Genomic DNA, 20293 nt, shown 5'->3' with positions numbered 1-20293 from the left:
TTTCGACTATTCACCGCGCGGGAAGCGCTGGCTCTCTTCCAGTATGTTCAGGTCCATGTGGTTGCGCATGTAGCGCTCGGAGGCCTTTTGCAGCGGCTGGTAGTCCCACGGGAAGTAGGCGCCGTTGCGAAGTGCTGCATAGACGACATGGCGGCGCGCCTGGCTCTCGCGGACGGCGGCATCGAAGCGTGAAAGATCGCCACGGGCCAAGGCCTTGGCTTTCAACTGCGCGAAAACCTCGGCATGGGCCGGATCATCGGCCAGATTGACCAGTTCCTGCGGATCGGCGTCCAGATCGACCAGGATCGGAGGATCGACGTCGCAGAGGGTCAGCTTGAATTTGCCGTCCCGGATGCCGACGAGTGGTGCGATCGAGCCCTCAGCCGCATATTCCATCGGCACCGGGCCGCGTCCGCCTGTCGCGGTCGCCAGCGGCATCAGGTCTTCGCCGTCGGTCCATGGCGCAAGCGTCGAGATGTCGATACCGGCAAGTCCGGCAACGGTCGGCGTCACGTCGAGGGTCGACACGGGCTGCGTCACCAGACGTGGTTCCAGACCCGGAACGCACATCATCAGCGGCACGCGGGCCGAGCCTTCGAAGAAGTTCATCTTGAACCACAACCCGCGCTCGCCGAGCATGTCGCCATGGTCCGAGACGAACAGGATCACCGTGTTGTCGGCCATGCGGGTGCGTTCGAGCACGTCGAGTATCTCGCCGATCTTGTCATCGACATAGGAAACATTGGCGAAATAGCCCTGGCGGGCGCGTTGAACGTTCTCGTCGGTGATGGCAAAGGCGGTGTGATCGCAGGCATCCATCAGGCGCCTGGAATGAGGATCCTGATCCTCATAGGCAATCGGACCGACCGTCGGCGCCAGTTCCGGGCAATCGTCGTAAAGATCCCAGTATTTGCGACGCGCGACATAGGGGTCGTGCGGATGGGTGAAGCTGACGGTCAGACACCAGGGGCGATCGTCCTGGCCGCGCGACAGATCGTAGAGCCGGCGGTTCGCATGATAGGCGACCTCGTCGTCATACTCCATCTGGTTGGTGATCTCGGCGACACCGGCGCCGGTGACCGAACCGAGATTGTGATACCACCAGTCGATCCGTTCGCCGGGCTTGGTGTAATCCGGAGTCCACCCGAAGTCGGCCGGATAGATGTCGGTGGTCAGCCGCTCCTCGAAGCCGTGCAACTGGTCCGGTCCGACGAAATGCATCTTGCCGGACAGGCTGGTCTGATAGCCCGCGGCCCTCAGGTGATGTGCAAAGGTCGGGATGTCCGAGGAGAATTCCGCCGCGTTGTCGTAGACCCGCGTGCGGCTCGGCAGCTGGCCGGACATGAAGGAGGCACGGGCAGGCGCACAGAGGGGGCTGGCCGTATAGCTGTTGGCGAAACGCACGGAGCGTTTCGCGAGCTTCTTCAGATGTGGTGCGTGGAGAAATTCGGCTGGCCCGTCGGGAAAGAGCGTGCCGTTGAACTGGTCCACCATCAGGATCAGGATATTTGGGCGAGATTGCACCACGTCGTTTTCCTCAAAGTCCGAGTTACAGATTGTTTGGGTTCAAGCTGGCGCGGACATCAAGATCCTTGCCGGTGCCAAGCCGGAGGCGACATCCAGACCATCCTTGAACCAGAGTACCGGGGAATATTCCACGCTTTAGGATCCGCGATCTCGCTTATCCGCGTCGTTTTCATGCTGATCTCGAACGCAGGAAGGTCGTGCAAGCCCGGGGGCATCACGCTGAAACGCTGCCGTGCCGTAAACCCGGAAAAGATCGGGTATGTCTCTTGTCGAGGCGGTCCTGTTTACACGGATTGATTTCCGCGCAAGACAGCGGCTCACAGCAGATTGGCGAGCCGGCAGAATTCCTCGACGCTCAGCGTTTCAGCACGGCGTTTCGGATCGATATCCGCTTTGGCCAGCAGGGCCTCACCACCGACGGGCTTCAGGCTCTGCCGCAGCATCTTACGCCGCTGACCGAATGCCGCCATGGTGACTTTCTCGAGCTTGTCGGGATCGCAGGGTAGCGGATTGAGGCGCGGCGTCAGGTGCACCACTGTGGAGGTGACCTTGGGCGGTGGCGTGAATGCTTGGGGCGGAAGGTCGAAGGCCATATGCGACTCGGTGCGCCAACCGCACAGAACCCCAAGTCGGCCGTAATGGTTGTCGTCCTCATTCGCGACGATCCGCTGCCCGACTTCCTTCTGGAACATCAGCGTCAGCGATTGCCAGAATGGCGGCCATTGCCGTGGCAGCAGCCAGTTGATCAGCAGTTGCGTGCCGACGTTATACGGCAGGTTTGCAATGATCTTTACCGGGCCGTCTGCCGCCATAGACTCGAAGTCGGTCTTCATCGCGTCGCCTTCGATCACCTCAAGACGGCCGGGATAGTGTTCAGCCACTTCGGCCAGCGCCGGAAGGCAGCGCGGATCGCGCTCGACAGCAATCACCTTCTTGGCACCAAGCGCAAGGATGGCGCGAGTCAATCCACCGGGACCAGGCCCGACTTCGAAGACGGTGACGCCTTCCAGCGAGCCGGCTGTTCGAGCAACCTTCTGGGTAAGGTTGAGGTCGAGCAGAAAGTTCTGCCCAAGCGCCTTCTTCGCATCCAGGCCATGCCTGGCAATCACGTCGCGAAGCGGCGGCAAACCATCCAGTGCGGCCATCAGAACTGTACTTTCGATATGCGGCTGATCTTGTCAGCCATTCGGATCGCGGCAACGAGGCTGTGCTCGCGGGCAAGGCCGGTTCCGGCGAGCCCGAAGGCTGTGCCGTGATCCGGGGATGTACGCACAAAAGGCAGGCCCAACGTGACATTGACACTGTCGTCGAAGCCGAGCGCCTTTGCCGGGATCAGCGCCTGATCGTGATACATGCAGACGGCCACGTCGTAGCGCTGGCGGGCCTCATCATGGAACATCGTGTCGGCCGGCAGAGGACCGAAGGCATCGATGCCTTCGTCGCGCAGGGTTCCGATCGCCGGATGGATGATATCGTCATCCTCATGCCCGATGGCACCGCCTTCGCCCGCATGCGGGTTCAACCCTGCCACGGCAAGTCGCGGCGTGGCAATGCCGAAGCGCTGCTTCAAGTCATGCGCGACAATTCGGCAGGTCTCGACGATCAACGACTGTGTCAGCGCGTCAGGTACGTCCTTGATCGGAATGTGTATGGTGACAGGCACCGCCCGCAGCTTGGGTCCGGCAAGCATCATCACCGGCGTGACCGGATGACCGACATGCCTGGCCGCAAGATCCGCGAGGAATTCGGTGTGGCCGGGAAAGCCGAACCCAGCTTCATAGAGCACCGACTTGGCAATCGGATTGGTCACGACACCCCGTGCTCTACCATCGAAGCAGAATTGCACGGTGGTCTCGATGGCGCTGATCGTGCCTTTTGCATTGGCGACATGCGGCGATCCGGCCAAAACTTCGGTGCCGGTCGCTATGTTGAAAACCGGCAAAGCCGAGGCGAACACGGCGGCGGTATCGCCGATATCCGCTTCCTGGATCCTGACGTCAAGCTCCAGCTGACGTGCCCGAATCCGAAGTACCTCAGCATCGCCAATGTACATGAAAGGCGGCAGATCGAGCGCTTCGCGCCGAAGCCAGGCTTGCAACGCTATATCCGGACCGATGCCTGCAGGATCGCCTTGGCTCAGTGCGAGCGGAAGAAGGGCATCGGTCATATGTCGGCTTCAGCCTTGTTACTGGATGACGATCTGAGCCTTGGACCGAAGCTCTTCGAGATACTTGTCGGAATCGGGGTTCTGCCCCTCGCTTTCCTTGCCGAGATCCTCGGCGCGGAAAACAACCTCGGCTGCCACGTCGTCGGAAACCTGGCGCTGGTTGCAGATTGCCAGATATTCGACCCCGCGCTCGGTCACCCGGGTCGCTGTGGTGCCACCGCTGGCCTTCTCGATCAGGGGCTTCCAATCCGGCGGAAGCTCAGGCTCGAGCACGCGGCCGAGATCGCGCACGGACACATCCAGATAGTTCTTGGCAAACACCATGGCCTGGTCGCAACCGGGGAAGGAGGCGCGTGACTTTTCCGCTTCGGCCTTGCGCTTGCCGGCAATGCCTTTTTTCGACGCAGGGACGACGAAGATGATCTGCTTCAGGAAATACTCGGTGGTGACCGGCTTCTCCTTCTTTTCCAGCAGACGGGTCACAAGTTCCTGGTTGGAGAGCTTGTTCTTCGAGCCGGCTGCATAGCGCGCATTGACCAGTCGCGGCCAGCTCATCGACACCGCGATATAGGCCTTGAAATGCGCCGCACCGACGCCGGCCTGATCGAGAACGCCACTGAGCTGCGCTGAGGTCATCTTGTTGGACGAGGCAAAGCGCTCGAACGCGGCGTCGACATCGCTCGTGCTGACCGACATGCCAACACGCGAAATCTCCTGACGTTTCAGGGCTTCATCGACAAGCTGTTCCTTGGCGAGCTTCTGTGTGTTGCCGCCTCGGCGCTGCAGACGCAGGAAGGCGGCCCGCCGCGCGACGTCGCCGCTTGTGATGGCCGTCTTGTTGACCACGGCCACAACCGAAGTCGCTGCCTGAGCCGGGGCCGTGAACGCTGTGGGGCTGACACTGAGGGACAGCGCGATTACTGCGGCAAGCATGAAGCTTGTCCCTTGTTTCGCAGAAGCCATCTGTAATCCTTTCCCCGACCAGCCACGAGCGCTGACCGGTTCAATTTTTCATGTTGACCAAAAGACTGCCGCAGGGATTGCACAATACATGCGGCAAAACAATGACCTCATATAGACGATCGCTTACTCGAACGAATTGTCGCTGAGTTTGATCTCGCCGAGTGTCCGGAACACCAGTCGACCACCAATCGTCCAGTCGCTCGCAGACGAGTCATCTGGATCGTATTTGTCGGTGTAGCCGATCGACAGAACGGTGCACTCGTCAGCATAGGAGATGCCGATGCTGCGACGGTTGAACACATCCGCGTCGATGTCATAGTTCACCGAGCCATAAACCGACCAGAACTCGTTGATCTTGACCGAAGCCGACGAACTGATCGCCTGGTTTTCCTCATCAAAGCCGTATTCCGGCTGCGCGTCGAGCTGTGTGAAAGTCAGGCTCGTCTGCAAGCGATCCGACGTGTAGGCGGCCGTTGCATCGGTGCGGCGCAGTTCCAGCGTCTTTTCGTCGAGACGCACGCTGGTGCTGAGCGACACGCCGAATGGCAGATCGACACCGGCCATGGCCACGTAGTCTGACGCATCGGTTTCCAGGCCGGAATCCGATCCGACGGCAACGAGGTCGTCGGTTGCGAACGAGTTCACTCCGCCAAGATGGAAGGACTGGCCCAGGATACCGCGCAGGCCCACACCATTGTCGAAACTTCCGGTATAGCGAATGCCGAGGTTGGCACGTGTGCCCCCTTCGACACGGTCATAGCCTGTGAATTTGTCACGCTCGAACAGGTTGGCCGCATCGAAGACAAAGCTCTGTGCGTCTTCATTGGGCAGTTCGCCGGCCATCTGCTCGTCGTTACGTACGTAAATCTGTGCAATTGGCTCGAAGATATGGCTGCTGTTGTTGGTCGTGATCAGCCACGGATAGCGCGCCTCAAGACCAGCGGTCAGCATGTAGCGGGTCGCGGCATCGTCGGTCGTGTAATTTCCGGTGTAGCCCACCGGCGCATCCATCGACAGACCGAAAGCATCGCCACGAGCCGCAAGCAATGGCGTGAGCTGCAGGCCGCCGGGCGCACTGAACGTCCGTTCCCATTCCGCTTCGGCCGAAAGCCGGGTGGAATTCCCCTTCAGGCCGCGAAAGCGCGTGAAATCACCAATGCCGTCGCCATTCGTGTCGATCAGCGCTTCGTCACCGTCAAACCGCGACAACGAGGTAAAATTCAATGTGCCAGAGAGTTGGCCGCCGGCAACGGGCTCTGGCGCATAGTAGTTGTAGTCGATCGTCGGAAGGACGACCGCCTGCTGCTTCTCAGCCGTGTCGTTGACGTCGGCATCCTGCACGTCGAAATAGTAGCCGCGCATGTCGAAGAAATTGCGCTCGCCCTGACCGACCAGATAGGCCGTATTCGTATGCGTGGATTCGTCGAGACCGTTGAGCGAATAGGTCCGGGCAAAGTTGTTGTCGCTTTGCAGCATCACATCCCAGCCGAAGGTCCAGCGCGGATTGATCCTGAAGGCTCCCTTGGACGCGACAAGACCACGTACGTCGCGGTTTGCGTCGCTTGTGTTGCTGGTGAAGCGGTCGGGGTTCATCTGGTCGATGCCGGCGAAGCGCAAATTGGCCTCGCCTTTTTCAAAACGCTGACGCAGTTCGACTTCGAGCAATGCACCCTGATCCGTATAACCGGTCGTCGTGATCGTGGCGTCGCGATCAGGCGCGATCGCAATGTAATATGGGACAGCGATGCCGAATCCGAGGTTTTCGGAGGTCCGCATTTCGGGGAAAAGGAAACCCGTCTTACGCTTGACCGTATTGTCGGGCACTTCGATGAACGGCAGCGTCGCCAGTGAATAGCCGAACAGTTCGAACCGGGCCTTTTCCAGCCGCACGGTATGCTTCTTGCCGTCCTGGACAACGCGCTCGGCCTTCACCTGCCAGAGCGGCGGGCGTTCCGGGTTTTCGGCGCAGGGCAGACAAGCCGTGTAGACACCCTTGTGCAGGATCATCTGCGTGCCGCCGACGCGCTCGGCACTTTCGCCGACAACACGGGTATTGTCCGATGTCTCGATCCGTAGCGCCTGGATGAATCCGTCGGCGAAATTGTCGGTGACGTCGAGCGACTCGGCATAGATCCGGTTGCCGCCGGGTTCGATCAGCTCGATGTTTCCGGACGCGGTGACGCGTCCGCTCTTCTGGTCATAGTCCACGCGTCGGGCAACCATCTGGTAGCCCGCATAATTGATCTGAACGGCGCCGGTGGCGGAAACCCGCTCGGCATCCTTGTCATAAATGAGTTCGTTGGCGGCAAGCAGGAGCTTGGCGTCTTCGGGAAGATTGGGATTCAATGCGGAGGTCTGGCTCGCGTCCTGCGCAAAAGCGAATTGCCCTGCAGGCGGAATCGCACACACAGCAACGCTCGTCAGCAGGGCTACGGTGAGCCTTCTGATATTCCCGCGGTCTTTTACCGCCACTAACCATCCTCCTTGTGAAGCAGAATCGTTGCTCCCAATGCCATGGCTACGACAACTGGTACCCAGGTCGCAACATATGGCGGCATCACGCCGCTGCTTCCGAATGCTTTTACGAGCACTGTTGCAACATAAAGCACGAAGCCTGAAACGATTCCACCCAGAATCACGGAGCGGGATTGGTTAAACCGGCTGAACTTTATGGACACGGTTGCGGCGATCAGGGTCATTGCAACGAGAAGAAAGGGCATGGAGAGCAGGGAATGAAACTGCGTTTCCAGTGCCTGTGTGGGGACCCCAAAAGAACGGGCCACTCGGATTTTCTGAAAAAGATCATAAAAAGCAACGGTTTCCGGTTGTGCCAAACGCTCCTGGATGAAGTCCTTCTGGAGGTTTGTAGCAACCTGGGCTGTCGCGAGCCTTTTCTGTATCTCGCCGGGACGGGTCTCCAGGACATCGTTAAGAAGCCAGTAACCATCTTTCAAGTTCGCTGTGCGTGCGTCCTGCCGCAGCGCAATTCGACCCTCGGAATCGAAGTGGATCAGCACCGCATCGACGAGCTGTGTTCCGCCCTCCAGAACCGTGCGTGCACCCATGGCAACGTCGGTATCGCCACTGATCTGACGCAGCCACGGCACGGACACGGTCGATGTGCGATTGGAGCCTTCGCGCCATTCCGCCTCCAGCGACAGAGCCTTGCTCTGGCCATAGGCGGCAAGCGGATTGATCAGCAGTGTGGTGGCAAGTCCGATCAGGAATGCACCGAACAGGAATGGCATCATGAACTGCCATGCAGAGATGCCGGCCGCACGCGCGACGACCAGTTCCGACTTGCGGTTCAGTGCAATCAGGGTCGTCATGCCGACAAACAGTCCAATGAACGGAACGGTCTGCTGGATGATCAGCGGCAGTCGCAATGCGGTCAACAGCAGAGTGCCGGTCACCGAAGCGCCGGGCAAGGAACCGAAGCGACCCGAAGACTCCGTGAAGTCGATCAAAAAGACGAGCGACATCACGCCAACAAAGAACCAGAAGGCCGTCATCATGTAGCGGCGGAAGAAGTAGCGGCCGAGTGTCCGGATCATGCCGCACCTCCGGCGCTGGAGCTTTCATCCTGCGGTGTCAGTTTGCGCAGCCGCGCCTGAAGGCGTGTCAGCATGTTTGCAATCGGCTTCGGCAAGCTCAGGCGCTTGCCGCTGTAGAGCGCCCAGCCCGACAGGAGGATGGCCGATAGCGGAACCATGTAGATCAGCGGGGTGGTGGCGCTCGCCTGTTCCGCCAGGGAAACCGTATAGTTGGACATCCAGAAGAGGCCAAGCGTCAGCAGCAGCGAGGCGGCCATCGGATGCAGCCGTGCCTCACGATGCGATCGGGCGTCGCCGCAAATGACCAATGAGATCAATGCAAACGCCAAGGGAAATAGCCACACGCTCATGCGGCGATGAAGCTCGGCATGATATTTTCCGGGGCGTTCCTTGTACTGCGGATCATTGGGATCGGGATTGAGGAGGAATGCAAGGTTCCGGTCGCCGGAATTCAGGCGCGCCTGTCCCCGGTTGCTTGAAAGCTCGGAGAGGTCGAAGGAATAGGAATCGAAGCGGATGACCGTGACATTGCCTTCCACGGTCTTGCGCTGAACCTCGCCGTCGCGCATCAAAAGTGCCTGACCGTTTTCTTCCACCGCACCTTCACGGGCATAGTAGATGAAGGCGGATGCCGGGTCGCGGGAATCGGCGACCAGAAGACCCTTCAGGATACGTCCCTGACGCTCGGAAATCTGGATATAGAGCCCTTCATCCAGCCGGCGGAAGGATTTTTCCTCGATCACGGTGGACAGCAGGTCGGCATAGGCGGCTGCGATCATCTCGCGCACATTGACGCGCATTTTCGGCTCGACGAAGTTGATCATCGCGAAGGAAAACACGCTGAGGACGACTGCCATGGTAATGATCGGCCGCAGGATGGTTCCCCGCGCGGCGCCAGCCGCATCGATGACCGCCAGTTCGGAATCATTGTTCATCGCCGTCAGGGTCTGCGTGATGCCGATCACCAGCGCGAACGGCAGGACGGCGGACACAATCGTCGGCAGGATCAGCGTCGCAAGCGTCATGAACGATCCGACCGACTGACCGCTGTCTGTCACCAGATTGATGCGTGCCAGGACCTGAGTCGTCCAAATGATCGCCAGCACCGGCAGCAAGGCGGTGAGGAACATCTGCACGACACGTCGCAGGATATAGAGTTCAAGAAGCTTCATGCGGTTTCCTGAAGACGAACCGGGAGGCCCGTCTGCGATTTAGGAGCTTGTCTCTACGACGCTTGCGGCCATTTGGCGACCGCGAACAGGATTTTTTCCCCCTTCATGTTCCGTTTTTTTTAAACAGCGTGATTTCCGCGACGCAGTGCCCAAGGAATGCGCCGTTCTCGGCGCGAGATCAGACGGGGATACAGCCACTTACGGTTCGCCATGCCCTTGCCTTCGCGGCTGAAAAGGCGATGATCGCGGCATATCTATCAGCCCTAACCAGGCCAGGGGAAACACCATGTCTGCAAAGCTCACAATCGCCTTCACCAAGTCTCAGGCCGTCAGCGGTGGCGCTGCAATCTTGCTCAAGACGGTGGAAGCCGACCTGCCGGCAGGTGTTACGGACGCAGATCCAGCCGGCGTTTATGCGCGCGCAGCCAAGGTCGGAAAGTTCACCGGAAAGGCCATGGCGACACTCGATATTGTCGCGCCGCACGGTTCTGAAGCCGACCGGTTGGTCGTGATCGGTCTCGGCAAGGCCGAGGCACTGACCGCCCACGACTGGCTTCGCGCCGGTGGTGTTGCGACGGCGGCACTGAAGGGGGCTGAAAAGGCCACGGTCTATCTCGATGTGCCGGGTCTTGCGGTCTCGCCGAAGGCCGCGGCCGATTTCGCACTTGGCATGCTGCTGCGCGCCTACAAGTTCGACAACTACAAGACCACCAAGAAGTCTGATGACGACGACGGCAAGGTGAATGAGAAGACCATCAAGGTCACCATCGTCACGGCGGATGCCGGTGCAGCAAAGAAGGCGTTTGCCGAAGCCGAAGCTGTTGCCGAGGGCGTGATTTTGGCCCGCAACCTGGTCAATGAGCCTGCCAATATCCTCGGCCCGCTGGAATTTGCCGCCAAGGCGAAGGAACTCGAGAAGCTCGGCGTCGAGATCGAGATCCTGACCGAAAAGGAAATGAAGAAGCTCGGCATGGGCGCGCTGCTCGGCGTTGCCCAGGGCTCCGCCCGCCCGCCGCGTCTCGTCATCATGAATTGGAATGGCGGCAAGGCGAAGGACAAGCCGATCGCATTTATCGGCAAGGGCGTCGTCTTCGACACCGGCGGCATCTCGATCAAGCCGGCGGGCGGCATGGAAGACATGAAGGGCGACATGGGTGGTGCAGCGGCCGTGACCGGTCTGATGCATACGCTTGCCGCGCGCAAGGCGAAAGCCAATGTCATCGGTATCATCGGGCTTGTCGAAAACATGCCCGATGGCAATGCCCAGCGTCCGGGTGACATTGTAACCTCGATGTCCGGCCAGACGATCGAGGTCATCAATACCGATGCCGAAGGCCGTCTCGTTCTCTGCGATGCGCTCTGGTATTGCAATGAGCGCTTCGCCCCGGAATTCATGATCAATCTCGCAACGCTCACCGGTGCTATCCTGGTGGCGCTCGGCAATCTCCATGCCGGCCTGTTCTGCAATGACGACGAACTGGCGGAAAATCTTTTGTCGGCCGGCCTGACCACCAAGGAGCGGTTGTGGCGCATGCCGCTCGGCAAGGACTATGACAAGCTGATCGATTCCAAATTCGCCGACATGAAGAACACCGGTGGTCGTCACGCGGGCTCGATCACCGCCGCACAGTTCCTCAAGCGCTTCGTTAAGGATACGCCATGGGCGCATCTCGACATCGCCGGCACGGCCATGGGCTCGCCGTCGGACGAGATCAACCAGTCCTGGGGCTCCGGCTTCGGCGTGCGCCTGCTCGACGAGTTGGTTCGCGCCAGCTACGAAGCCTGACATCGCAAGGGGCAGGACTTTTGGCAGAAATACTCTTTTATCACCTGACGGAATCAAAGCTGGAGGATGCTCTCCCGCCGTTGCTGGAGAAAAGCATCGAGCGCGGCTGGAGGGTCACGGTCCAGACCAGCGATGAGGATCTGCGTGATGCGCTCGATCAGCATTTGTGGGTCTACCGGGAAGACAGCTTCCTGCCGCATGGCACCGATGACGGAGAAGCGCCAGACAGCCAGCCCATTCTGCTGACGGTGCTGCCCGACAATATCAACAACGCGACCGTGCGCTTCATGATCGACGGTGCCGAGCCGCCGCCGGTCCTCGACTATGACCGTGTCGTGTTTGTCTTCGATGGCTATGACCAGCCGCAGCTGGAGGCGGCGCGTGGCCAGTGGAAGCGCCTCAAGGGCGAGGGACACGCTTTGACCTATTGGCAGCAGACGACGGAAGGCCGCTGGGAAAAGAAGGCCTGAGGCCTTCGGTCTGCCCCGATCGGGACTGTGCTACGGGCATTGACCCCGAGCGTGGCGAGAGACGTCGGAAGGCCGGCAATCAGCCGGCCATGCCGTCCTCATATTCTGCGGACAGTTCCAGCCATTGTTCTTCGGCCGCCGACAGTTTTGCCGCGGCTTCGCCACGCTGCCTGGCCTTTTCGGCAGCCTTGGCCGGCGCCTTTTCGTAAAGCACCGGATCCGCAAGCTCTGCATCAAGCGCCTGAATCAACGTCTCCAGTTTCTTCGTTACCGACTCGATTTCATTGATCTTTTTCTTCAGCGGCGCGAGGCTGGCGCGCCTGTCTGCTGCCGCCTTGCGCTGTTCTGCCTTATTGACCTGTTCGGCTCCAGTGTCTGTCTTTTCCTTCTCGGCAGACCTCTTGCCGGAGGAGACGATCAGGCTGCGATACTCTTCCATATCGCCGTCGAAACTGGTCACGGTTCCGTTGTTGACCAGCCATAGCCGATCGACGGTCGCCTCGATCAGATGGCGATCATGGCTGATCAGGATGACCGCGCCCTCGTAGTCGTTGAGCGCTTCGATCAGCGCCTTGCGGCTGTCGATGTCGAGATGGTTGGTCGGCTCGTCGAGGATCAGGAGGTTGGGGGCGTGGAAGGCGGCAAGGCCCATCAGCAGCCGCGCCTTTTCACCGCCGGACAGGTCCTTGGCGGGTGTCGCCATCTTTTCCGTCAGCAGGCCCATCTGCGCAACGCGGGCGCGAACCTTGGCCTCCGGTTCGGTCGGCATCAATCGCCGCACATGCTCGACGGGGGTCTGGTCCGGGATCAGGTCGTCCAACTGGTGCTGGGCGAAGAAGCCGATCTTCAGGGACGGCGCCAGCTTCAGTTCGCCGGCCTGGGCTTGAAGTCGCCCGGAAATGAATTTGGCGAAGGTCGACTTGCCGTTGCCGTTCGAGCCGAGCAGCGCGATGCGGTCGTCATTGTCGATGCGCAGGTTGATGTTCTTCAGGATCGGCTTGCCCGGTTCATAGCCGACCACGCCGCCTGCAATGGCGATGATCGGTGAGGCTGGCTGCTTTTCCGGCGCCGGGAAGCTGATCGGTTGGACGTGATCCTCGATCACGGCCGCAACCGTGCCCATGCGTTCCAGTGCCTTGACGCGGCTCTGCGCCTGCTTGGCCTTGGTCGCCTTGGCCTTGAAGCGGTCGATGAAGCTCTGCAGGTGCTTGCGCGCCGCATCGTTCTTCACCTTGGCCTTGGTTTGCAATTCGTCGTTTTCGGCCTTCTGCCGCTCGAACTGGTCATAGCCGCCGCGATAGAAGGTGAGTTTCTTCTGGTCGAGATGCACGATCGAATTGACCGCGGTGTTCAGCAGGTCGCGGTCATGGCTGATGATGATGACGGTGTGCGGATAGCGACGCACATAATCTTCCAGCCACATCGAACCTTCGAGGTCGAGATAGTTGGTCGGTTCGTCGAGCAGCAGCAGGTCGGGTTCGGAAAACAGCACGCCTGCGAGCGCGACACGCATGCGCCAGCCGCCGGAAAAGGACGAGGCAGGGCGCTGCTGTGCCTCATGATCGAACCCGAGGCCCGACAGAATGGTGGCGGCACGCGCTTCGGCTGAGTGCGCGCCGATATCGGCAAGCCGGGTCTGAATTTCGGCGATCCGGTGCGCGTCCGTTGCGTGTTCGGCTTCCGCCAGCAGGGCTGCCCGTTCCTTGTCAGCCGAAAGCACGATCGAGATCAGCGATTCTTCCGTGCCCGGCGCTTCCTGCGCCACCTGGCCGATACGGGCATTTCTCGGGATCGAGATATTGCCGGTCTCGGCTGACAGGTCGCCTGTGATGATTTTGAACAGCGTCGATTTCCCGGCGCCATTCTTGCCGACGAGACCGGCCTTGGTGCCCGCAGGCAAGGAGACGGTGGCATGGTCGATGAGCAGGCGTCCGGCGATGCGGGCAGAGATGTCGTTGATCGTGATCATGCCGGCGTTTTGGCCGATGTTTCGGCCAAAGGCAAGCGGGCGGGCAGAATGGCCGTCAGGCCACCCGCCGCCCTGCAGGGCGATGACCAATGATCGGCTGGCGCGGATTGACGCGGGCCATCTGTACGGCTGTCTCCGCCAGCGCCAGCAATTGTAGCCCGTCCTGCGTATCGGTGCTCAGCGCATGGCCGATTGCCAGGGCGAGACCGCCAGCGTCATTGCTGTTTTCCGTGGCGAATACGAGGTTGTTTTCGGCCGCGCTATAGAGCCGCTCGGCAATGACATGGGCGTCATCCGCGCTGACATCGGAAAACAGGAAGGCAAAGGTGCCAATCTCGATGCGGGCCACATAGTCATGTTTCTTGATCGTCTTGCGGAAGATCGTTGCGAGCTTTTTGATCAGCTTGGTTGCGGCCTCTTCGCCATATTGCTGCTGGATGCCGGCAAGGTCGGGGACCTCGATCAGGATTAGGGCAGCACTGGTACTGTCCACACCATAGACGCCGTCAAGTTGCTGGAAGAAGGCAACCCTGTTCGGCAGGCCCGTCAGCCGATCGCGCAGAGCCAGACCCTTCGCCGCGCGTGCCGCCCGGTCTGCCTGCGTCAGAACATCGATGCCTGCTGCGATCTCATTGGCCAACAGGGTTTCCGCATTGACCATCTGGGTCGCGACCGATGACAACAGGTCGAGTTCGCCCAACAACTGGTCGATGCCCTGGTTCAGATCTTCCTTGATGGCGCGTGCAACGGTCTCCACGGATCGGGCAAAACTGCGTTTCTGGGTCAGGCCAAGTGCAATCTGCTCCTTGATCCGCGACAGGGTCGTCAGCGCCTCCGATTGCAGGCGTTCCGCCTGCATGCCGCAATGGCCGGCTAGCCGGTGCTTCAGGCCGAGCTGGTCGAGACCATATTGGCTGGGTTGGGCGCCGAGCGCTGCAAGCTCGCGGGCGAGTTCGGGATTTTGACCGCCGAAGGCTTCGTGCACGATGTCGAAATTGCGCGGCAGACCGGCTATGCCATGGCGCGCCATGAAGGACGCAATCTTCGCCAATGGATCACCCGCCGCTACGCCGGAACGCGCTTGCGCCTGCTGGTTTGCCCCTTCCATCACGACCTCTTCCGTTTAGACACTGTCCGTTTGATGGGCGCGACTATCGGACGTTTGGTTGTGCGAAAGGTTAAGTTCGCCTGTCTGTAGATAAACGCGGTTAATCCATTCTTTGCAGCCTTTATCCTGACCGTCGTCAGAGGAATGAGGGCGCAGCACTTCGAACGAAATAGATCATATCCAGGCTGAGCGATGGCTTTCCGAGCACGGTCAGACACATATGCGCCTGTCCGCGATGATGGGTCTGGTGGTTGAAGAAATGCGCTACTGCGGGTCCAAGTTTGTGCGAGACGGGTTCCGGCTTGCTGATCGGGCTGTATTGCAAGGTCGCCGCAAGCGCTTCGGGTGTAAGGCCTTCCGCAAAGGCTGTGATGCGCGCATCTTCCTCGCGTCGTGCCGCCCAAAGATCGGCAAACGTGTCGGCAACACGCGCATTGAGCGCGGTCGGCTGCGGACCTTGTCCGGTGAAGCGGTGTAGCCAGACCCGGTCTGCAGTCGCCACATGGTTGAGGGTGCCGAAGAGGGAGCCAAAGAAGGCGCCGGTATCCCGGTGCAATTCCTCCTCTGTCAATCCGGCGGCCGCCTCGTAGAGCAGTGTATTGGCCCAGGCATTGTAGGCGGCGAACATCCGGTAGTGATCCATGTGGTGCCTCGTCGAATTTTTGCAATTTGCGTCATGGTAACCGAGGATTGCTTCTATCGGTGCGATGGGACCGATGAAATTTGCTGATTTGATTTTGTCACCCTGTTCGGCTTGTCTGTTTCCGATTTCCATTTGGAGTACACCATGACTCGCACCCTATATTCTCTCTGTGGCGCCGATGCAGCACGGCCTTTCTCGCCCCATTGCTGGAAGATTGTCATGGCCTTGCGCCACAAGGGGCTTGATTTCGAGGAGAGGCCGCTGCCGTTCACGGCGATCCCGAAGATCGAAGGCGGGATTTCCAAGACGGTGCCGGTCCTGCGCGACGGTCAGGAACTGATCTCCGACAGCTTCCAGATCGCACTATACTTGGAGGAGGCGTATCCGGACCAGCCCAGCCTGTTCGGCGGCGAGGGTGGCAAGGCGCTAGCCCGGTTCGTCGAAGGTTACTGCCAGACACTGGTGCATTCGGTGATCACCCGCATCGCCCTGTCGGACATCCATTCCATGCTTGCGCCGGACGATCAGGCCTATTTCCGCGCGAGCCGCGAAGCACGACTCGGCAAGACGCTCGAGGAAATCCGGGCCAGCCGCGACGAGGCGATCGCGCTCCTGCCGGAGCGCCTGATGCCGATGCGCCATATGCTGGCTTTCCAGCCATTCATCGGGGGCGAGACGCCGCTGTTTGCCGACTATATCCTGTTCGGTGCCTTGCAATGGCTGCGCCTTACCAGTGGATCGCTGCATCTGCCGGCGGATGACGTGGTGGCGCAATGGTTCGAACGCTGCCTGGACCTTTACCAGGGCGCCGCCCGCGCGATCGCTTGAAATCCCGGTGCCGCAATGACCTTTGCCTGAGCGCCCGCATTGTGACGGAGCTGTGAAATTCGCAGGTCCCCCTTGTTTTCGTGATTCGGGGCGGTTAGATACCGCCCACTTTCCCGATGACACAAACAAGGATGAGACTGATGGCGATTGAACGCACCTTCTCGATGATCAAGCCGGACGCAACCAAGCGCAACCTCACGGGCGCCATCACCAAGATGCTGGAAGATGCTGGCCTGCGCGTCGTCGCTTCGAAGCGCGTCTGGATGAGCACCCGCGAAGCCGAAGGCTTCTACGCGGTGCACAAGGAACGCCCGTTCTTCGGCGAACTGGTTGAAGGCATGACGTCCGGCCCGACCATCGTTCAGGTTCTCGAAGGCGAGAACGCCATCCTGAAGAACCGCGAAATCATGGGCGCCACCAACCCGGCCAACGCCGACGAGGGCACGATCCGCAAGACCCACGCACTCTCCATCGGCGAGAACTCGGTTCACGGTTCGGATGCTCCGGAAACTGCTGCAGAGGAAATCAAGTACTGGTTCTCCGACACCGAGATCGTCGGCTGAATCAAACCTTGAGGCTCCGGCCTTAGAGACTTGATTGCATTGATCAAACCGGAGCGGAAACGCTCCGGTTTTTTGTTGCGCCATATACGATCGTCAACCCTTGGTGACCGGTGCCGGACAGCCATTTTCCGCGGCATAGTCGGTCGATCCATCGGCATGGAGGACAGCGGGATTGGGTGTATAGAGCGGCCCGACGACCAGCGGCTTTGCCGGCAGAACGCTCTGGTCGAGCGTCGAGGTTATGCTGGTCTCGATCTGCTGGACCAACCGGTTCTGGCCGTCGAGGATGCGGATCGATACCGCATAGGGCCTGTCCTTGACCACGCAATGCACCGGCGGGCTGGTGAGCGAAATCTTGTCCCAGAAAGGGAAGATCTTCGTCCGGGTGACGATCGGCGCGCCACCGGCCGGATTTTCGAAGCTGGCCTCGGCAAAGCTCCCCTCCGGCAATGGCGCATTGCGCGCAAGTGTCACCAGGTAACTGGCCTGCGCGACGCGGTAGTTGAAGACGAATATGCGGCCGGTCAGCGTCAACGGTTCCGCCTCGTTTTCGCGTTGACAGCCCGCAACCAGGGCAAGGCCGCACACCAACGAGGCCAGTCGCAACATCGTCATTCGAGGCGTCCTCATGGCGCTGCATCCTTCTTGCGGTGATAGTGGCGGCTGGCCTTGGCGCGGTTGCCACAGACGGCCATATCGCACCAGTAGCGGCTTTTGTTCTTGCTGCGGTCGAGGAAAAGCCAGCCGCAATTGCCGCAGATCTTCATTCGCTCGGCAGCAGGCTCGCCGAGAAGCCTGAGGGCAGAACGCGCGGTCGCGCATTCGAGACTGTCTTCTGATGGGGCAACACGTAGGGCCATGGCAATCGCGTCCAGCAATTCGGCCAGAGCGGCCCGCTCGACATTGCCAAGCGTGCGGGCGCGGAAATAGCGGTCGATGGCCTCGCGCAAGTGCAGGAAGCTTTCCAGGTTTGCGGCATCGACCGGCTGCAACGGGCCAAACAGGCCCCGTTCGGCCGACAGTTCCGAGGCCGCGATTGCAAATCCGTCCCGCTGAACCGCGACAGAAAACCGATCTCGGCTTAGTGAAGGTTCATGCCGCAGGATGACGCTATTGGCGACATCCAGCGCCAATGCGCCTCCGGCAAAACGATGTGCGGTCCATGAGAAATCCATATCCGATATTATAACTGGTAAAAGCAATTTTGACAGTTATAAATAGGACGGGAGTTCACAATGGGCTATCTGCTGCAGCAAGTGTTGAATGCCGTGCCGGTGGCAGCACTCTATGCCTGCCTGGCTTTCGGTTACTCGCTCGCTTTCGGCATGACCCGGCGTGCCGACATTACCTTCGGCGCTCTCTTTGCCTTTGCCGGGCAGGTCGGTCTGCTCTTCGTCGAATTCGGCTGGAACCGCTTCAACCTCGTCTTGCCTGCGGCCTTATGTTTCGGCGCCATCGCAGGCCTTGCCTACGCCGTATTCGCTGGCTGGACGATTGCCCGGCATGTCATGCGGCCACTACACGATCACGCGCCGAACGCCGTCATGGTTGCCGCTTTGGCGGTTGTCATTGTCCTGTCCGAATCCGCGCGGCTGGCTGCAGACACGCGCAGTCTCTGGCTGCCGCCGATTGGCAGCCAGCGGGTGGTTTTTGCCGAGATCGAGGGGTTTTCAGTCAGCCTGACCGTCATGCAACTGGTGCATGTGGGCGTGCTGTTGCTGGTGATTGCGGTGGGGCATTTGCTACTCACCCGGTCGCGTCTCGGCCGACAGTGGCAGGCCGTCAGCGAGGATCCGCTGGCAGCCCGGCTCTGTGGCGTTGATGCCGGAGCGGTCTTCGTCCTGTCGCTGGTGGCCGCAAGCCTGATCGCCGCAATCGCCGGCCTCTCGACGACCGCACTTTATGGCACGATGGATTTTGGCGCAGGCATGATGTTCGGCCTGAAAGTCGTGCTGATTGCCGCAGCCGGCGGCCATTCGGTGCCCTGGCGCTCGGCAATGGGTGCAGCGGTCGTCGGTGTCGCCGAAACGCTCTGGGGCGGTTATGGCCCGCTGATCTGGCGAGATGCGGTGGTGATCGCGGCTCTGGTGGCGATCCTGGTCGTCAGTCGCCGCGAGCGCGTCATTCCGTGACGCCGGAGCCGCTTAAAACACTGATCCAGCGGTCGCGGGCCGTGTCGTCGGCATCCTTTGCTGCAACCCAGTCACCGGCCGTCCCGTCCTTGCCGTGCTCCTTCTTCCAGAAGGGCGCCGATGTTTTCAGGAAATCCATGACGAGATTGGCACCGTCGAAGGCTGCCTGGCGATGCGTGGCAGTGGCAATCACCAGCACGATCTGTTCGCCGGGTTCGATGCGTCCATGCCGGTGAATGGCGGTCAAGCCGAGCAGGGAGAAGCGTTCGATCGCCAATGTGCCGATCCGGGTCATTTCTGCTTCGGCCATGCCGGGATAATGTTCGAGCTCCAGCGCCTGCAGGATGCCTGCTTCATCACGGCAGAGGCCGACAAACGAAACAAGGGCGCCGATATCGTGCCGGCCTTGCGTCAGCTTGCGGCTTTCCGCGGCGGAATCGAAATCCTCCCGCTGAACGCGGATGACCGGGCTGATTGGCTCACCGGCTGCCATATCAGCCGCCCGTCATCGGCGGAAACAGGCCGATTTCGCGCGCGCCGGCAATCGTCTCGTCGTGCTCGACATGTTCCTGATTGATCGCGACGCGGATCGCATTCGGGAACTGCAGTGCCGATTCGTAGCCTTCGCCAAGCGTTACCAGATGCGCGATCAGATCACCGGCGGTCACGACCGATGCGGGAAGGTCCAGTTCTTCCTCCCCCTTGCCGATCCGTTCCCGCACCCAGGCGAAATAGACGAGCTTGACCATTTCAGTCGACCATATGCTTGGCGCCGGCGCGGAAATAGTCGTAGCCGGTGTAGATTGTCAGGATGGCCGCGATCCACAGGAGCGTGATGCCGAGTTCGGTTGTGTAAGGCAGGATCTTGTCGCCGGCAGGGCCTGCCAGCAGGAAGGCGAGTGCCACCATCTGTGCGGCCGTCTTCCACTTGGCGATCCGGGTCACCGGAACGCTGACCTTGAGGGCCGCCAGATATTCCCGCAGACCCGAAACCAGGATCTCGCGGCACAGGATGGTGATGGCTGCCCACAGCGACCAGCCGGCAATTGTGCCGTCGGCTGCCATCAGCAGCAGGATCGAGGCGATCAGCAGCTTGTCGGCAATCGGATCGAGCATGCGGCCGATATTCGACGTCTGGTTCCAGATGCGGGCAAGATAGCCATCAAGGTAGTCGGTGAAAGAGGCGACGACGAAGAGCCCGAGGCTCGTCCAGCGGGCAAAATCGGAGCTTTCCAGGCGTCCCTCGATGAAAAAGCAGACGACAATCAGCGGCACGGCCAGAATGCGGGCGTAGGTGAGGAGATTGGGGATATTGTATGCGCGCGATGCCATGATGCCCTGACTTTTGAAAAAGATACGACGTCTAGATGACGGTTTTCGCTTTCGCCCGTCAACTCAAGAATTCTGATTC

The 20293-nt window shown here is 60.2% G+C and carries 20 protein-coding genes; 5 read left to right on the top strand and 15 right to left on the bottom strand.

Translation table 11 applies throughout. The annotated features are described in order from the left end of the window. Positions 1-6: 6 nt before the first annotated feature. From betC to PDO_RS26475, 7 genes are all read right to left on the bottom strand, one after another. A complete protein-coding gene (gene betC / locus PDO_RS26505; protein ID WP_007608993.1) occupies positions 7-1527 on the bottom strand; it encodes a choline-sulfatase in 1521 nt (506 codons plus the stop codon). 317 nt (positions 1528-1844) lie between these two features. After that, the gene (gene rsmA / locus PDO_RS26500; RefSeq protein WP_007608992.1) at positions 1845-2672 is read right to left on the bottom strand and encodes a 16S rRNA (adenine(1518)-N(6)/adenine(1519)-N(6))-dimethyltransferase RsmA; all 828 of its coding nucleotides are present in this window, start codon (positions 2670-2672) and stop codon (positions 1845-1847) included. Beyond that, positions 2672-3694, bottom strand: a complete 1023-nt coding sequence (pdxA, locus tag PDO_RS26495) for a 4-hydroxythreonine-4-phosphate dehydrogenase PdxA (protein WP_007608991.1) — start codon at positions 3692-3694, stop codon at positions 2672-2674. The genes rsmA and pdxA overlap by 1 nt, the downstream gene beginning before the upstream one ends. An 18-nt stretch (positions 3695-3712) precedes the next feature. Next, a complete protein-coding gene (locus tag PDO_RS26490; RefSeq protein ID WP_007608990.1) occupies positions 3713-4657 on the bottom strand; it encodes a SurA N-terminal domain-containing protein in 945 nt (314 codons plus the stop codon). 123 nt (positions 4658-4780) lie between these two features. After that, positions 4781-7129 carry an LPS-assembly protein LptD gene (locus PDO_RS26485; RefSeq protein WP_007608989.1) on the bottom strand — a complete coding sequence of 783 codons (2349 nt, stop codon included), beginning with the start codon at positions 7127-7129 and terminating at the stop codon, positions 4781-4783. Beyond that, positions 7129-8211: an LPS export ABC transporter permease LptG gene (gene lptG, locus PDO_RS26480; RefSeq protein WP_007608986.1), complete on the bottom strand. Its 1083-nt coding sequence runs from the start codon at positions 8209-8211 to the stop codon at positions 7129-7131. Before lptG ends, PDO_RS26485 begins: the two co-directional genes overlap by 1 nt. Continuing rightward, positions 8208-9383: an LptF/LptG family permease gene (locus tag PDO_RS26475; protein WP_007608982.1), complete on the bottom strand. Its 1176-nt coding sequence runs from the start codon at positions 9381-9383 to the stop codon at positions 8208-8210. The genes lptG and PDO_RS26475 overlap by 4 nt, the downstream gene beginning before the upstream one ends. Before the next feature lie 286 nt (positions 9384-9669). On the opposite strand from PDO_RS26475, the gene PDO_RS26470 reads away from it, so the two are divergent. Together PDO_RS26470 and PDO_RS26465 are read left to right on the top strand one after the other, a co-directional pair. Then, positions 9670-11169 carry a leucyl aminopeptidase gene (locus tag PDO_RS26470; RefSeq protein ID WP_007608981.1) on the top strand — a complete coding sequence of 500 codons (1500 nt, stop codon included), beginning with the start codon at positions 9670-9672 and terminating at the stop codon, positions 11167-11169. A 20-nt stretch (positions 11170-11189) separates the two neighbouring features. Further along, the gene (locus PDO_RS26465) at positions 11190-11639 is read left to right on the top strand and encodes a DNA polymerase III subunit chi (protein WP_007608980.1); all 450 of its coding nucleotides are present in this window, start codon (positions 11190-11192) and stop codon (positions 11637-11639) included. A 79-nt stretch (positions 11640-11718) separates the two neighbouring features. Here PDO_RS26465 and PDO_RS26460 read toward each other — a convergent pair whose 3' ends face one another. The 3 genes from PDO_RS26460 to PDO_RS26450 form a co-directional block, all read right to left on the bottom strand. Then, positions 11719-13608, bottom strand: a complete 1890-nt coding sequence (locus tag PDO_RS26460) for an ABC-F family ATP-binding cassette domain-containing protein (protein ID WP_007608978.1) — start codon at positions 13606-13608, stop codon at positions 11719-11721. Between the two features lie 55 nt (positions 13609-13663). After that, a complete protein-coding gene (locus PDO_RS26455; protein WP_007608972.1) occupies positions 13664-14716 on the bottom strand; it encodes a GGDEF domain-containing protein in 1053 nt (350 codons plus the stop codon). A 136-nt stretch (positions 14717-14852) separates the two neighbouring features. Continuing rightward, positions 14853-15359 carry a DinB family protein gene (locus PDO_RS26450; protein WP_007608971.1) on the bottom strand — a complete coding sequence of 169 codons (507 nt, stop codon included), beginning with the start codon at positions 15357-15359 and terminating at the stop codon, positions 14853-14855. A gap of 144 nt (positions 15360-15503) precedes the next feature. Between PDO_RS26450 and PDO_RS26445 the strand changes: the two genes are divergently transcribed. Continuing rightward, positions 15504-16187 (top strand): glutathione S-transferase family protein, encoded by a 684-nt coding sequence (locus PDO_RS26445; protein WP_007608970.1) that lies wholly within the window; start codon positions 15504-15506, stop codon positions 16185-16187. A gap of 140 nt (positions 16188-16327) precedes the next feature. Then, positions 16328-16750: a nucleoside-diphosphate kinase gene (gene ndk, locus PDO_RS26440; RefSeq protein ID WP_007608969.1), complete on the top strand. Its 423-nt coding sequence runs from the start codon at positions 16328-16330 to the stop codon at positions 16748-16750. A gap of 93 nt (positions 16751-16843) precedes the next feature. On the opposite strand, the gene PDO_RS26435 is transcribed toward ndk, so the two are convergent. Together PDO_RS26435 and PDO_RS26430 are read right to left on the bottom strand one after the other, a co-directional pair. Further along, a complete protein-coding gene (locus PDO_RS26435; protein ID WP_007608968.1) occupies positions 16844-17365 on the bottom strand; it encodes a hypothetical protein in 522 nt (173 codons plus the stop codon). 11 nt (positions 17366-17376) lie between these two features. Next, positions 17377-17925, bottom strand: coding sequence for a CGNR zinc finger domain-containing protein (locus tag PDO_RS26430; RefSeq protein ID WP_037075655.1), 549 nt, complete (start codon positions 17923-17925; stop codon positions 17377-17379). Positions 17926-17985: 60 nt separating this feature from the next. Between PDO_RS26430 and PDO_RS26425 the strand changes: the two genes are divergently transcribed. Continuing rightward, positions 17986-18882, top strand: a complete 897-nt coding sequence (locus tag PDO_RS26425) for a branched-chain amino acid ABC transporter permease (RefSeq protein ID WP_007608963.1) — start codon at positions 17986-17988, stop codon at positions 18880-18882. Here PDO_RS26425 and PDO_RS26420 read toward each other — a convergent pair. The 3 genes from PDO_RS26420 to pgsA are packed head-to-tail and all read right to left on the bottom strand — an operon-like array spanning position 18872 to position 20214. Further along, positions 18872-19375, bottom strand: coding sequence for a molybdenum cofactor biosynthesis protein MoaE (locus tag PDO_RS26420; protein ID WP_007608962.1), 504 nt, complete (start codon positions 19373-19375; stop codon positions 18872-18874). The two genes, PDO_RS26425 and PDO_RS26420, sit on opposite strands and share 11 nt — an antisense overlap. 1 nt (position 19376) lies before the next feature. After that, on the bottom strand, positions 19377-19631 hold the full coding sequence (moaD, locus tag PDO_RS26415; protein WP_007608961.1) for a molybdopterin converting factor subunit 1: 255 nt from the start codon (positions 19629-19631) through the stop codon (positions 19377-19379). Position 19632: 1 nt separating this feature from the next. Continuing rightward, a complete protein-coding gene (gene pgsA, locus PDO_RS26410) occupies positions 19633-20214 on the bottom strand; it encodes a CDP-diacylglycerol--glycerol-3-phosphate 3-phosphatidyltransferase (protein ID WP_007608954.1) in 582 nt (193 codons plus the stop codon). Positions 20215-20293: the final 79 nt, after the last annotated feature.

Source organism: Rhizobium sp. PDO1-076 (assembly GCF_000247475.1).
Lineage (GTDB): Bacteria > Pseudomonadota > Alphaproteobacteria > Rhizobiales > Rhizobiaceae > Allorhizobium.
The sequence above is the reverse complement of the archived record's forward strand: the minus strand, read 5'-3'. Positions and strand labels throughout refer to the sequence as shown.